The sequence below is a fragment of the Sphingobacterium sp. CZ-UAM genome (assembly GCF_002000245.1).
GTDB lineage: Bacteria > Bacteroidota > Bacteroidia > Sphingobacteriales > Sphingobacteriaceae > Sphingobacterium.
The window spans coordinates 628,286-643,679 of sequence record NZ_MTCM01000001.1 but is presented as its reverse complement, the minus strand read 5'-3'; the positions used below and the strand labels follow the sequence as shown (position 1 = coordinate 643,679).

At 41.5% G+C, this 15,394-nt stretch carries 12 protein-coding genes; 2 read left to right on the top strand and 10 right to left on the bottom strand.

Going from position 1 to position 15,394, the window contains the following annotated elements; translation table 11 throughout:
• Positions 1-22 precede the first annotated feature (22 nt).
• Complete coding sequence (locus tag BWD42_RS02670; protein ID WP_077432925.1) at positions 23-724, bottom strand: DUF3667 domain-containing protein; 702 nt, start codon at positions 722-724, stop codon at positions 23-25.
• A gap of 380 nt (positions 725-1,104) precedes the next feature.
• Here BWD42_RS02670 and BWD42_RS02665 point away from each other — a divergent pair, with 380 nt between their 5' ends.
• Positions 1,105-1,743: an isochorismatase family protein gene (locus tag BWD42_RS02665; RefSeq protein ID WP_077432924.1), complete on the top strand. Its 639-nt coding sequence runs from the start codon at positions 1,105-1,107 to the stop codon at positions 1,741-1,743.
• Between the two features lie 239 nt (positions 1,744-1,982).
• Here BWD42_RS02665 and BWD42_RS02660 read toward each other — a convergent pair whose 3' ends face one another.
• Positions 1,983-2,681, bottom strand: a complete 699-nt coding sequence (locus tag BWD42_RS02660; RefSeq protein ID WP_254846162.1) for a YdeI/OmpD-associated family protein — start codon at positions 2,679-2,681, stop codon at positions 1,983-1,985.
• A gap of 228 nt (positions 2,682-2,909) precedes the next feature.
• Between BWD42_RS02660 and BWD42_RS02655 the strand changes: the two genes are divergently transcribed.
• A complete protein-coding gene (locus BWD42_RS02655; protein ID WP_077432923.1) occupies positions 2,910-3,392 on the top strand; it encodes a DUF4199 domain-containing protein in 483 nt (160 codons plus the stop codon).
• A gap of 48 nt (positions 3,393-3,440) precedes the next feature.
• Here BWD42_RS02655 and BWD42_RS02650 read toward each other — a convergent pair whose 3' ends face one another.
• The 8 genes from BWD42_RS02650 to BWD42_RS02615 form a co-directional block, all read right to left on the bottom strand.
• The gene (locus tag BWD42_RS02650; protein ID WP_077432922.1) at positions 3,441-4,937 is read right to left on the bottom strand and encodes a DUF4832 domain-containing protein; all 1,497 of its coding nucleotides are present in this window, start codon (positions 4,935-4,937) and stop codon (positions 3,441-3,443) included.
• A gap of 26 nt (positions 4,938-4,963) precedes the next feature.
• Entirely contained in the window at positions 4,964-6,436 is a 1,473-nt protein-coding gene (locus BWD42_RS02645) for a RagB/SusD family nutrient uptake outer membrane protein (RefSeq protein ID WP_139350997.1), read from the bottom strand.
• A gap of 31 nt (positions 6,437-6,467) precedes the next feature.
• Positions 6,468-9,782 carry a SusC/RagA family TonB-linked outer membrane protein gene (locus tag BWD42_RS02640; RefSeq protein WP_175991936.1) on the bottom strand — a complete coding sequence of 1,105 codons (3,315 nt, stop codon included), beginning with the start codon at positions 9,780-9,782 and terminating at the stop codon, positions 6,468-6,470.
• A gap of 212 nt (positions 9,783-9,994) precedes the next feature.
• Positions 9,995-11,173 carry a FecR family protein gene (locus BWD42_RS02635; RefSeq protein ID WP_077432919.1) on the bottom strand — a complete coding sequence of 393 codons (1,179 nt, stop codon included), beginning with the start codon at positions 11,171-11,173 and terminating at the stop codon, positions 9,995-9,997.
• A gap of 69 nt (positions 11,174-11,242) precedes the next feature.
• A complete protein-coding gene (locus BWD42_RS02630; protein ID WP_077432918.1) occupies positions 11,243-11,782 on the bottom strand; it encodes an RNA polymerase sigma factor in 540 nt (179 codons plus the stop codon).
• 161 nt (positions 11,783-11,943) lie between these two features.
• Complete coding sequence (locus BWD42_RS02625) at positions 11,944-12,723, bottom strand: DUF4476 domain-containing protein (protein ID WP_077432917.1); 780 nt, start codon at positions 12,721-12,723, stop codon at positions 11,944-11,946.
• A gap of 225 nt (positions 12,724-12,948) precedes the next feature.
• Positions 12,949-13,302 carry a hypothetical protein gene (locus tag BWD42_RS02620; protein ID WP_139350996.1) on the bottom strand — a complete coding sequence of 118 codons (354 nt, stop codon included), beginning with the start codon at positions 13,300-13,302 and terminating at the stop codon, positions 12,949-12,951.
• Positions 13,303-13,329: 27 nt separating this feature from the next.
• Positions 13,330-15,336, bottom strand: a complete 2,007-nt coding sequence (locus BWD42_RS02615) for a BCCT family transporter (protein WP_077432915.1) — start codon at positions 15,334-15,336, stop codon at positions 13,330-13,332.
• Between the last annotated feature and the right edge of the window lie 58 nt (positions 15,337-15,394).

The window sequence follows — 15,394 nt, the reverse complement described above, 5'->3', positions numbered from 1 at the left end:
TAAGATCCATGACTTGCAAGCTCTATTTAAGCCCTAGATAATAAAATATATTGGCCAATAATATCAAGATCAACCGAAAACTCACAGCTCCAAGAAGGCAGCATGAAAATGATTTTATATAATTAATGATTTTTTTCTCCCCAAAAAACTGTCCGATTGACCAAAACACATATAAATAGGCCGCAAATACACCAACGTTTGCAATCACGTTACTTTTAAATAATTGCCCAGTTAATGCAAACAGACAAACAATTAAAAAGGATTGACCAATTGAGTAGCATAACAGAACAGTTATTTCATAAATATTGTATCCATGCTTTTTGAAAAATAGAGATATCCATAACGAAATTAAAAATCCAATAAATAAGGAAGTATAACCGATATGACTATTCACCCAATTACTGATCATTTCTTTTTTTAGATATTGATCAACATTTCCTATTTCTTGATTTAGCGAAAAAAAATGATATTCGGTATGAAAGAAATGGAAGAGCAATGTAAACAATGTCGCTGAAAATATTAGAAAGATAAGCGGTTTGGTTGCCTTTGTTCTATCGGCTAAAATAAAACTCCTGACAAGTTTTCCCGGACGAAAAAAAAGCTCCTTAACCGTATATAAGAATCCACTTTCTAGGTGTAAAAGATGCTGAAGCTCATGGCTGATATAAGAAAAGTTAATCCTCTTTACTTGATTTGTTGGGTTTTGGTTGCCTGTATCTTTCATTTATAATAGATAATTTTGATTATACTGCCGATTTCGTTAAAAAATCTTCAACATGTGACCAGTAGTTTCCTGACCGCTAAGATAATTAAATCGAATTTATCAAAAAGAACTATTTTAATATCCGCTTGAAAAGACTTATGATTCGTAAACTGCAACTAAATCCACTCATTTACATACCTAGTGTATATGAAGGATTGTTCCGGTTGTCCCACCGAATCGGGACCACAGTGTATGCGCAATAAACTGCTTCCTTCAAATCAAGTCATTCCCTAAAACTTAAGGTACATTAAGTCATGTGCTTAATCTGCTTCATTTTCCACTAAAGATGCTGTACCTACCTTTAACCAACGATTTATTATTCACATTTAAATTTTAAAATCATGGTACTTACAACGAGAATCAATGCAGACGATGTAGCATTTTTACTGATCGATCACCAAAGTGGTCTGTTCCAGATGGTCAAAGATATCGAGATCCCTACATTGCGAAACAATGTCATCGCGCTCGCTCAAATCGCGGCAGTCGAACAAATTCCAGTCATCACTACGGCATCCGAACCCAAAGGCCCCAACGGACCGTTAATGCCCGAAATTCATGAGCATGCAGCCCATGCTGTATATGTAGGCCGTACCGGCGAGGTGAATGCCTGGGATACACCCGCTTTTGTTCAGGCTGTAAAGAATACAGGAAAGAAAAAATTAGTGATTGCTGGCGTACTCACCAGTGTCTGTGTTGCTTTTCCTGCTATTTCAGCCATCGCCGAAGGTTATGAGGTATTTGCGGTCATCGATGCCTCTGGCGATATGAGCCCACTATCCACACAGGTGACCATAGCGCGGCTACAGCTGGCCGGTGTTATCCCAATCACAACCACAGCAGTCATCAGCGAGGTGTTAAAAACCTGGCAGCACAAAGATGCCGCGAAGTACGCTAAGGCATTATCCACGGTAATGCCTAATTATCAGGCCCTGATCGAAAGTTATTACAAAGCACAGGAAGTAGCCCTCGAGAATAAGTAATCATCCTGTAACCAGACAGTGCCATAAGTTGGTTTTTGGAAACCTTTACCAGATCAAATAATGGGCAAAGGTTTAGTTTACGAAAACGGGTAATTTTCGATGTAAGAATTACCCGTTTTTTATTTTCCAAAAGTAACCTTAAGCCGGTGACCAGATTTTATATTGCACATTCAACTTTGATCTTACCTATAAGGGACCTACAGCAGTGATAAGGTTTAACTTTTATTCGAGCCGCTGGCTTACCGGAATTGCTTTGGTTTCATCTGCAGAGAGGCCTGTTCTGCAATTTCCGTTATTCGTTTATTTCGGGTTTCGGGGCGCTTGGCAATCACGATCCATTGCAAAAGCATCTTTTTCACCGATCTGCTCAGCCCATCAAAATAAGCCGCTGCGCCGGGATGATTCTTCAATGCACTGTCCAGATCTTCGGGAATAAGCAGTTCCTCCACGCTATCGAGAATGGACCAGGAACCGTTTTTCTGTGCGATGCGAATGGTCTCCAGTCCCGCGGCCGTCATCTTCCCGCTGGCAATAAGCCTTTCTATTTTCTCCTTATTGACCTTGGACCAGGTCCCGCGCGGTTTGCGCCTGCTGAACAACTGTTTAAACGAACCCTGCTGAATTGTTTTTCTCGTACTGTCAATCCAGCCGAAACACAATGCCTCATCAACCAGTTCACTCCATGCTACAGCTGGCTGCCCCGAACCCTTTGTGTTACAGATGACCCATACGGAATGTTCGACCAGATGATGGTCCAACAGCCACTGTCGCCACTCTTCCGCTGTATGGATACGGATGGATCGTACCTCATTTACCTGTTGTATGTTGCTCATTTTTGGTTTATTTGTTATTTCCAGACCTAGACGGATTATCCCCATATTTCCACTTACGAAGCATTTTACCGCATCGTCAGCGCTAAACTTTCCTACTACTTGCATATAAAATTAATAAAACATAAGACAACTGTCTGTCAGCACGAAATATTTCTACAGAACTATTTCGGACATACCTCGCCTGCAACAGAAATTTGCCCGTTTAATTCAGCGAAAAAAAGGTTAAAACCTTGCAACTCATTACCAAATTAACATTATATTTAATAAACTGATTATGGATGATTTTCCAGCTAAATGATGACATAACATATATTACCTAAAACTACTAGAATTATGAAAAACATTAAAATTGAGATCAAATGGGCTATTTGTTTCACGTTTATGACGCTAACTTGGATGCTCTTAGAAAAAATATGCGGGCTCCATGGCAAGTATATTGACTATCATCTTTACCTGACCAATCTTTTTGCTATACCAGCCATCCTGTTTATGGTCCTGGCACTGAAAGATAAAAAGAAAAATTTCTACCATGGCAATATGAGCTATATTCAGGGCTTAATCTCCGGTTTAGTACTTTCTGCAATTATCGCTTTATTAAGTCCGCTGACACAATGGATTATTTCTTATGTCATCAGTCCCGAGTATTTCCCTAACGTCATCAAGCGATCGGTCGAAATAGGCTATTATAAAACAACAGCCGAAGCAGAAGCAAATTTCAATTATAAGAATTATGCCATTAATTCTACTATTTTTGCCTTTATTTTCGGCGCTGTCACGACGGTGATCGCGATGATTTTTATTCGTACAAAAAAATGACCCTTGCCCGGCAAAGGCAAGCCTTGGCAAGTTTATGCTTTTAACGGATTAAAAATCCGCAATAATGTTGATTCGCCCGTATCCAGGATGGTCGGTAATTATACGCATATCATCATTGGCAAACTGAATATCGTATGCGGCTTTACTAGCCAACTCCTTCTCCGGATCTGGAAGCCACAGGCCAACAGCTCCGTGCTTTATATTAGGCATGATTATCTCCGTCTGTATATGATGGAACAAAGCCACATCTTCCTTTCTGTTTGAACCATAAGGTTGCCAATGACGTGGATCGACCGTCAGCTTTTTCCGACCTACAATTTTATTGTCTTTATCAAATATAATAAGGTATACGGGCCTCGGATTATGAATAGCCGAAAAACCGACATTTTTGACGACAATGTCAACAGTCAGTCCCTTGTTATGACGTTGAACTGTTGTATTGGCACGGTCTATATAAAGCCTATACCCGAGGTGATCCCTTATAAAATCATAGGCTGATCGAGCTACAGTATCCTTATTCTCTTTAAAATAGCTTGGATCAAACAAGATCCCCATCGACCTGAGCATATCAGGCGTCAATGCAGTTTTCTTCCAATTCGAAATATTCAATTCATTGTTTTGTGTGATATCAAAGAGACTATAATGATGTTCCTTCAACGCTTTGAGGCTATTCGTTACCGAAATAAGACTGTGTAGCCCCCATTCAGTTGCCTCGGCGTAAGGAATCTCCCCCATCACCTGTACATCAGGGGATTCACGTTTGACCTGTTCATACGCATTACTCCCAAATGTATAATCATTGTCTGGTGCTTTTGGGTGTTCTGATGCCGTAAAATAATCGTTATTATATCCTATTCGATTTAAATACGTCGATTCCAGTTTAAGTCTTGTCTTTTGATTAGGGTAACGGATTGTCGTCTGTCTATCTTTAAAAATATCCAGTATTCGCCTTACCATTTTTGCTTTATTATAATCATCGGAACTCATTGGCGAACTATGCCCCTCTCCCCATGCACCGACAAATCCAATCTGCCAAATATCAATTAAACCTATATTTTTTTTGATCAGAGGCTCAAGCTGGTTGATATGCTTAAAGACATCATTAAAATTGGCTTTGGTACTTCCATAATCGACATCGTAGGCAAACCGCAGCACAACCTTAAAACCTTTCTTTTCGACCTCATCAAAAATGAATTGCATCTTATCCAGTCCTTCTTTCGTAATATCACCTCCCACATAATCAGTGAGGTAAAAGTAAAGCTGTAAGACCGAAATTTGGTCATCAGGACGACCATAGCGGAGGATCTGTTCGTCTATCCACCCCTCCGGGTAAGCAATTTTGTGAAAAGGGTTATATAAATTATGTGCAAAATAATTAGCCTCTAGATGATATCCCCGTTCGGGATTATGGATCGCTTTTTTAGCAACAATTTCCATGTACTGGTCCTTTTGTTGCAAGGTATCCGTCGAAATGCTTCCGAACGTCTGAGATATGGGCGCCATTAGCGCCCATACCAAACTCAGCTGTTTGATTGTTTTTTCCATCTTACATTTTTTATCAAAAACGAACCTTAATAACCAGGATTTTGCTGGATTTTCTTATTTTCATTGATTGCCCATTGCGGTATTGGAAACAATAGCCTGCTTTCATCTGAATAAGATGCACCACGTTTCTTAGCTTCCGAAAGATATTTACCATGCCGGATCAGGTCTTCCCGACGGTGTCCTTCCATAAACAGCTCTCTAAACCTTTCATCCAATATGAAGTCATTCAAAGCATTTTCTCCAGCAAAATCTGAAGCCTCAATAGTTGTTGTCTTCGCGCGGCTCCGTACCATATTAATCAAACCTATCGCTTCACTACTAAGAGGAGAAAGGTGATTTAAGGCTTCAGCCCGAAGAAGCAAAACATCCGCATAGCGGTATACGACCCAGTCATTTCCGTGCGCCTCGCCATTTGAAGCAGGATCAGCAGGATATTTATAGGGTACAGCGCCCATCTGTGCCCAGGATTCATTGATTGAACGAAGATCAACCATGCCTTTGCTGGTATTAATACTGCCCCAAATTGATTTCAGACGGTCATCGCCAGCTTTAAATTTATCAAACATCGTCCAAGGCACTTTATATCCACCCCATTTTTGTACCGGTATACCATTGGGTTCAACATATTCCGAAGGCAACACGTGCGCAAGCCAATTATTATAGCGATCGTTTACCGTCAAACATGGAATAGCAAAGATGATTTCCGAATTCATCTCATTGTCCACGGCAAAAATGGATGGATACGACGTTTGTAGCGCGTACAGTTTCAAATCCATAATCTCCTTTGAAATTTGAGCTGCTTCCGTCCAGTTCTTTTCATGCATCGCCAGTTTGAGCAACACCATCAACGCGGTTCCTTTCGTAAAACGACCATAATCCTGTGACGAATAACTAATGGGAAGGTTATCGGCGGCCTCCCGAGCTGTAGATTTGATAAAATTCACCATCCATGCTTTCGTAGGTCTTTCAGGCTGAAAATTCGTGTTCGGATCCAAGGTTATCGCAGGATCGGTCACTATAGCTGTTGGCCCATAGAAATCATATAAGGTGTAGGCCAACAGGGCAGTAATCCCCTTTAGTTCGGCACGATAGCGTGTCTTAAGCTCAGCGTTCATACTGATCGGCTCAAGCTGCTCAGCGATATTCACACAATTGGTAATTGCTTTAATGTACGGGCCATAGGTTTTGGCTGTCACGTGCTCACTATTCGAATTCCAGAGAAATTTGGCATAGGTTTCCCAGACACCACCACCCCAATAGCAGACGAACTCATCAGTAGTAGCTGTATTCATGACCCAGCGTGATTGCCAGGATATATCCGAAAATCCACCATATGCTCCGCGGTTGAGAATACCATAGACTCCGGTGACCAGCGTACGCGCGTCTTCTTCATTTTTCGGGTAATTCGATGGACTCAAGCGGTCAAACACTTGTGGTTCAAGATTCTCGCAGGAGTAAAGCCAGGACACTCCTAGCAATAAAATAAATATTTTTTTCATTATAATAAATGTATTAAAGCCAGTAATTTGATTAAAATCCAACACTAAGTCCCAGTGTAAAGGATTTCGCTGGTGGATAGATTCCCGTAAATTCAGGATCTATACCTTTGAAACTGGTAAAAACAATAGGGTTTGAAGCATCTACATATACCCGAAAGGCGTTGAACCATTTTTTGTGAAACAAGGGGTTAAGATCATAACCCAACGTAATGTTGCGCACCCGGACGAAGTCAGACTTTTGCAATAGAAACTGTCCAGCTCCCGGAAATGGATTGACAACAAATGGATTAGGATATGTCCCTTGTGTATTGCTGCTCGACCAAAATTGGTCGACCATATTCGGCATATTCCAACCTCGGTTGATATTGGGGTTCATCTCCGTCACATAGCCCATGTAATCATTGTTGCGTCTCGTTCCAAACATACCATATACATGGATATTCAGGTCAAAACCCTTGTATCGAAAGGTATTACCAAAGCCCATGATGAGTCTGGGATCTGCATTGGCAAGTTTAACTACATCGGCATCATTAATCTTACCATCTGGTTTTCCTGTCAATTGATTGTTTTCATCGAAACCATTGATATCTTTGACTTTTTGCACACCAGGCAATGCACCAGGCATATGAGGGACTACTTCTCCTGGTTGCACCAGACCATCCAATACATATCCCCAGTGCACGCGGATGGGATCTGTAATTGATTCGTAGGATCGAAGGACCACATCTGGGCTTCGCTCTTTCCAGCGGTCACGATATGCAGACAACGTCAATGTACTAGTCCATTGAAATGCACCTGTAAGGTTCTGTGTATTCAAGGTCACCTCAAAACCTTTACTAGAGGTTTTACCAAGATTGGCCGCTACCTTATCCAAGGGAAGATAGGTCTTTAGCTGCCTTTCACCCAATAGGTCGGATATCGTTTTGGAAAACAATTCTGTTGTTACACTGATACGCTCGTCAAATAGGCCAAAATCCAGTCCGAGGTTATACTCCGTTGTCGTTTCCCATTTCAGATCAGGATTGGCATAAGAAGAAAGGTAAGTCCCTGTATTGACAGCATTCCCAAAAAGGTAATCACTTCCAAAAGAATAAAAGGCAAAGGCGCCAGAAATGTTGCTGTTACCTGTTTGACCAGCGCTCAGCCGCAGTTTGGCACTTGAGATCCATTTCGCATCAGACATAAAAGATTCTCGATCGATCTTCCATGCAAATGCACCCGATGGAAAATATCCAAATTTATTTCCTGCTCCAAAACGGCTAGAGCCATCGGCACGCATAGTAAAAGTAAATAGATACTTATCCATCAGACTATAATTTAACCTTCCGAAATAAGACGCCAGTTCATTGATGCTCTTGTAAGACCCAACGGTTGGACGTACAGACTCTCCCGCGCCGATGTTGCTCGTGCCAAAGGCATCTGTCGGAAATTTATTATTGGATAAGTTGTGGCCCGAACTTCCCATGGACTGCCATTCATAACCGAGTAACAGACTTAGATCATGTATCTCATTGAGCACTTTTCTGTAGCTGACGGTCGTATTAAATAATTTATCAAAACGATTATTCTGCCCAATGGTCGCTTGTCCTCCCACAGCCTCACCATATAGTGTAGACTTCGGTAGATAGGTATTATTCACCGCGTCCTGCTTGTCAAATCCTAGCTGTGTACGAATTTTGAGATCTTTGATCGGTTCTATTTCAGCAAAGGTCTGCACCATCAAACGGTTCTGCTCCGTTACATTGCTAATATCGAGTAAGGAAACAGGATTTGGGAAGAACGTCGAATTCGGAACAATGGAGTAACTTCCATCCGGGAGATAAACCGGTAGTGTAGGCGTAAATTTAAGTGCCGACTCCAATACGCCGGTATTCTCTGCTCCTCCGGTTCCCAATGCTGGATTGTTGATATCGATCCGGCTTCCACTAGCACGTACACCAGCCTTGAGCCAGCTATTGACCTCTTGGGTGATATTTACACGTCCAGTATAGCGATTGAAGTCATTCTTTTTTACAATACCATCCTGTCCAAAATAATTAAATGATATGAGATAATTTGTCTTATCATTAGCGCCGCTGATACTCAGATTATGATCTTGAATACGTCCTTTTCGAGTAACCTCATCGATCCAGTTTGTACCCTTACCGGCTGCATTAATTTCATCTTCGGTATACGGAGCAGTAAATGCTGGTACAGTTGAGGGATCTTTACCACCGTATACACCAACTTTGTTATTGACCATCCAAAGTTCATATAAATAATTACCGCGCGCACGCATCCACTGACTGGCATCCATCATTTCCCATGGCTTCTGAACACGTTGCATACTCGTTTTCAGATCATAGGAAACCCTTGCGCGCCCCTGTTTGCCAGATTTAGTTGTGATCAAAATAACCCCATTTGCAGCGCGGGCACCATAAATTGCTGTTGCACTGGCATCCTTTAACACCTCAATAGATTCGATATCATTAGGATTAATCGAATTGAGTGGACTGCGACTACCGATGGAATAGCGGGTATTTGTTCCAGGATCCACACCGCCAGTCACTGGAAACCCGTCAATTATATATAGGGGTGCGTTTCCTGCTCCTGTCGAAGCTGCGCCCCTAATCAAAACCTCGACTCCTCCCCCTGGCTGTGCATCGGTCGACCGCACTTGTACTCCAGCGGCTTTTCCTGCCAACATCTGTTCCACCGAAGCACTGGCAGCTTTCGGAAGATCTTCTGCTTTGATGGAACTGATCGCGCCTGTAAGGTCAGCTCTCTTCTGTGTTCCATAACCGATTACCACAACTTCTTCCAATTTACTATCCCCGGCTGGAATCATCGTAATAGTCGCCATCCTATTTGAACCAACAGCTACAGTACTGGACCTAAAGCCAATGTATTTAAACTCCAGCTGATCCCCTATATTGGCTTTGATTTCATAATTACCCTGTTCGTCTGTGGCCGTAGTGATTCCTTTACCGATAACATTCACCGACACACCAGCCAAAGGCTGATTATCTGCCTGAACAACCTTTCCACGCACAGCAGCTTGTTGAACGACAACCGAATTTCGAGAAATCGTTACTGTCCCATCATAGATATGATATTCAAAAGGCTGATTTTTGAAAGCAATTTCCAGGACTTCACTCAACGGGGCATTTTGTAGATTAAGATTCACTGGTAGAGAGTTTTCCAAAATACCCCTTTTATACATAAAGCGATAGTTTGTCTGTTTTTGCAATTCAGTTAGCAACGCTTTTAAAGTGATATTTTTCTTTTGAAGGTTTACTTTTTGCCCCAAAACACTGGCATGAACGCTTACTGTCAATGCAAGTGAAAACGCTAAAGAAAGTTTCATGACTAATACTGTTTTTCGAAGGTTAATGCCATAACGAGGCTCGTCTGGGTATTGCCTTAACCAGATTTTATACATAATTTTGAATTGATTAGGTTATTAAACTATTTGTTACTACACATTTGGTATGCCGAATTACTTCCGGGGATATTTGCAGTATCTCCGGATTCCTTATACCATCATCATTTAGGTCAGTTTATTTCATTTTTCCTCCTTTATTTTTTTTTGACAATTAATTTCTTTCCATTGATTTCGAACTTGTATTGGGACATATCCGTCAGCATCTTACAGATTGTACCTAAAGTGTTCGAGCGTTTTGCGCCACCCATATACGTCGTTTGATCTAAACTTATCTGATAGTCGAGGCTGACATCATACCATCTTGATACGTCGCCAAGAATTTCCTGAAGTGTCTTTCCGTCAAAGTAAAAATAACCATCACGCCAGGACAATGCTTCGTTGATATCTGCTGTTTCTGTTTGTAGAAACTCCCCTTTATTAACCACGGCCTGCCCAGGAAATAGGCTAGCACGTGTCTTCTTACCTATTACGTCTACTTTACCTTCAGTCAATAAAGTTTTGACAATATTAGCCTCATAATTATTGATATTAAATGCTGTACCTGTTACATGAACTGCATACCCTTGTGTTTCTACAATAAATGGTTTTTGTTTGTTCTTGGCTACCTCAAAAAATGCTTCTCCAGAAAGCAACTTTATGCGTCGTTCGTTAGGAGAAAACTGGCTTGGGAATTCAATTTCGCTATTTGCGTTTAACCATATTTTGGTACCATCAGCCAGAATAGTCTGAAAAGTTCCTCCTTTTGGGGTTTGGATGCGATTAGCCCTGTATTCATTGGTATTTGTTTCATTCCTAAATTCTACAGAACCCTTAGAAATATGAATCAGGTTTGTATCAATTAGCTCCCCTTGCTGGCCTGTTGACCCTAATTCTACCACGCGTCCATCGGCCAAAGTTAAGATTGCCCCGGCATGCCCCGGCGTGACATCATTTTTATAACCAAATTGATGATCTGGAATAATTGAAGTATTGGATTCGATTTGACGGTTTAAAAATAAAGAAACCGCAGCAATAAGTATCGCCGCAGACGTCGATAGCCAAATAATTAAGGTCGAAACAGGTCTACGAGATGCTGCTTTTGTTTGCCCCCTCTCTTCAAAGTTAGCCCATCGCTGCTCAAGATCTATTTTACCCAATTCTTCGAGGTCTTGATCAAGCCGGTTAGTTTCTCTTAGATTAACAAGTATTTCACTTGCTTGAGGATTTTCGTCCATGTATTTTTTCAATCTCACGATTTCCTCTTCAGAGGATATACCCTGAATGCACTTCGCTAAAAGTCCGGCAAAATAAAGGTGTTCTCCATTTTTATCCATACGGTAACTTAGGTTTTTTAATACTATGTACCATTACTAATAAAAACGGGTGAAAAGAAAATATTTTTTTTAGTGACAAAGGTAAATACATAGCAGTGCGAAAGCTTGGGGAGAGATTTTGTCCCTTAAAAGTTGGAGTGCACGCTTCTTTTGTGTCTTGACTGTATTAATACTAACACCCAACATATCAGCTATCTCCTGATTTTTTAGTCCTTCTAAATAGCCTAATTTACAAATTTGCTTGCAGCCTGGTGGCAGAGATTCCAAAGCAAGGTAGAGCTCAGCAATAACTTCCGCCTGAAAAAGCTTCTCGAAAACAGCGGCATCTTCCCACTCTTCCGTCTTCTCTTTACGAAAAAAAAGCTGTGCCGATTTTTGTTTTCTGATATTTTTGGATGCGAGATTTCTGACCGTTGTATATAAAAAAGATTTAATTACAGGAGGAGCATCCGAAGTCTTCATATTAGCACGTATCAACACTATAAAACTATCTTGAACAAGATCATGTGCGATCTCTGTATCATTTACCAAGCTTTTAGCAAAAAGAAACAAGCGATGATAATTCAGATCAAAATAGATCTTGATTTCTTCATTAGATAGATTTCCCATATTGAATCCGTTTTTTAGGTGTTAAACACAAACGATGTCAAAACAACTGGTGTAACAAATCAAAGTTAAAAGTTATCGACAATTATCCAAATTTAATTTATCTGGGTAAAAAAAAGCCCGACAATTTATGCCGGGCTCGCTATATACCTTGAAGACGAATTTTACTTCATTCTTTGCTGCTTTTCTATAAAATCAAGCAGCTCATTTTTATTACCGAGAAACGTAAAGTTTCCGCTCAATGTTGAATAATTTCTTTTGTCCGAACAATTTCCGTACGCCGCCTTGGCGACTTTCAGCTTTCCGTCATCCCATTGAAAACGTTTCATGATTTCACTGATCTGTTCAACACGGAGCGTTGTCTCAGAAAAGATGGGGTTAATTATTTTGAATTTCGCATCGTCAAAAGCTTCCCTGTTCATGAGACTGAATAAACGGTCCAATTCTGCTCTGCTGATCGGGGTAATCGAGTTTATCGGCGGGATTCCCATATCCGGTCCATCGTCCAGGTGAATAGGTCTGCCCGGTGCGCCATAGGCATAGGCCACCCCATTACCATTGTCTATGGAAGACATATCTATCGGAATCTGAGCAAATAGATTAATATGTTGGCCACGACTCCGCGTATTGCGCTGGTTGCCGACCTTAAAGATCATCTCCACATAATCACCATTTTCATTGCGTACAGCAATCTGCCTACGCTCCATTTCCCGTTGCCCCCTTCCGCTTATCAGCGTACTTATCGCATACAATTGATCTGAAAGTCCGTCAATGGTCACCTGCAGCTCAGGCCGATCGTTGTATACGACTCCATTCAGAGACAATATAAAAGGCTGGCTGTCGGAGATAACAGTAATCCTCCCTGCATTGCCGGAACGATATTGTGCATGTAGATTGATCCCGATCAATTGGACGAGAAAAAAAACGACGCTATATTTCAACATAAAAAAATAGATTATTTAGTACTATGACTCATTCCTAGGTCCGAAGATTAATTCACCCTACAATTTTTTAATAAAGTTATTTAATCCGTCACCTGCTGCATCGCGTATCCCAGTAGCAGCAGGATTTAAGCTGATATTTTTACGCTATTTTTTATACCCTTAGTGAGTCCGTTCCTGATCTTCCAAGGCGGAAATCCCAGTTTTTCTTTTATAAACACCAATTGCTTAAATTGAATCCCTGCCCCGGTCAATCCTCAGGTCTTCAGTCCCCTCCAAAGGTGTATATATATTTATATTATCCCCGTTTCTTCTTTTGAGATAATATTGAATTTTGGTCGTATCAATACTGTCGACATCGGAAGCTGTCCAGATCTTTTGCCCACCGGTCTCATCTATGGTCACGATCGTATCAATCCCATGTGCAATGATTTTCTGTAAGCCCATTGCAGTGCGCTCACCCTCACGCGTCAATAGATGAATATGACCATCTTTGTCCACGAATTGGATCTTTGGCTTTTCGCTACAGCTGGCACATAGAAAAGAAGCCAATACCAAAAGGGCGAAATTCTTCCAATTCATAATTCCTATATTAATAAATAACATAAATCAACTCATTTTCTTATTTGCATTGCTGCTGATAAACATCTCATTTTTCTCTTCCGAAATAATTTCCAAAAAGCGTTCATAGTGTTTGAGCACATCACTGATCAGCTCATTTTTCGTAAAGTACTGCACGTCATATCCCTCCCGGGCATCACCAAAATAAGATTTTGGAAAATAGGTCTTCTTATCCTGCAGATCCGGCAGGTTTTCCTCCTCCAGCAAATAATCAGAAACGACTTTGACCTGGTTTTTGACCCCGTATATAAAATTGTTGACTACGTCGTGGCGGATTTCAATTTCTATCCTTTTAGGGCTATCCGACCGTTTTATTTTAGCTTCAATATCATTCTGCTTGAATTCAGCCTGCAATTCTCCGAAGGCGCTCCCAACCATAGTGTCGATAAACTGATCGACAGACTCACGGCTTTTGAACGAAACAATCTGTTTTAACCGGTCTTTCCAAAACTCGCCCGACCAGGGCACCGTGCTGACCGAAAAATCCCGTTCGTAATAACTCCGGTCGATTACCAGGGCTTTGAACAAACTGACGCAAAAGAGCAGCATAATCAGGGAGAATGGCAAAGCCGTAATAAGTGTCATGGTCTGCAAGGCCTGCAGTCCGCCTGTATTTAACAACATCAGCGCAAGAATGGCCAGCAGGGTGCCCCAAAACACCATCTGCCATTTTGGGGACTTTGCAGCGTTCCGGGTCGCAATACTGTTCATCACAAATATTCCTGAATCTGCTGAGGTCACAAAAAAGATGATAATGATTAAGATGACCAGATAGCTGACCAGCTCTGACCCGGGTAGATAATCCAAAAATTTAAACATCAGCGCATCGGGATTATCCGCTAAGGCACTAAGAGCACCTTTGGCGATGTTAATGTCAAACCAGATGGCACTATTCCCAAACACAGACATCCATATAAAATTGAACAATGTCGGAATGATCAGTACAGCGGCAACAAACTCCCGTATTGTACGCCCTTTTGAAATTTTTGCGATAAACAGTCCCACGTAAGGAGACCAGGAGATCCACCAGGCCCAGTACAGGATCGTCCAGCTGTAAAACCAGGGTAAGGTAGCTTCGTCATAAACGTGGGTATCAAATGTCAGGCTGAAAAAATTATTGATATAGTTTCCGATCCCTTCCGTGAAACTACCGATCAGGTAAAATGTAGGGCCCAGCAACAGTACAAACAATAATAGGACAATCACCGTAATGATGTTGATTTTGCTCAATAACTTCACCCCCTTGTCTACCCCTGAGGTTGCCGACAGGATGGAAAGCGAGGTCAACACGCCCACAATAATGATCTGGTAGGTAAAGCTACTTTCGGGGACAACACCCAGGGTCTGTAAACCCGCATTGACCTGAACAACACCAAAACCCAACGTGGTGGTAATACCAAAGAAGGTACTACACAGTGCAAACACGTCAATGGCGTTCCCCCATTTTCCATTGATCCTGTTTTTCAGCAGCGGATAAAAACAGCTGCGCAGCGAAAGGGGCAGTCTGTAGCGGTAGGCAAAATACGAAAGCGCCAATCCCACGACCCCGTAGATGGCCCAGGCATGGATACCCCAGTGGAAGAAGGTATAGAGTTGCGCATTCTTTGCGCGGTTGATATAATGGTTTGAAGCGAATACCTCGGTGGAGTAATGCTGCATGGGTTCGGCCACGCTGAAATACATCAATCCGATCCCCATCCCGGCAGCAAACAACATCGAGATCCAGGAAAAGAACGAATATTCTGGCTTACTATCGTTGCTCCCCAATTTGGTATTGCCAAACTTGCTGAACATCAGGTAGACCAGAAAAATAACAAACAATGTCACCCCCCACACATAGACCCAGTTGAAGTTAACGAAAATAAATTCCTTTACGGTGTCTAAAATACGTACGGTCAACGTCGGGAGAAATACCGATAGTAGGCAAGTCCCGATGATGAAGATCAGGCTGGGGACAACGATGCCCTTTTTTAAAGTAGATTTGAATAAGATCACTAAATTTTATTTATATGATGGAATAAACGGAGGCCAATAACAGGCTCCGTTTTTGATT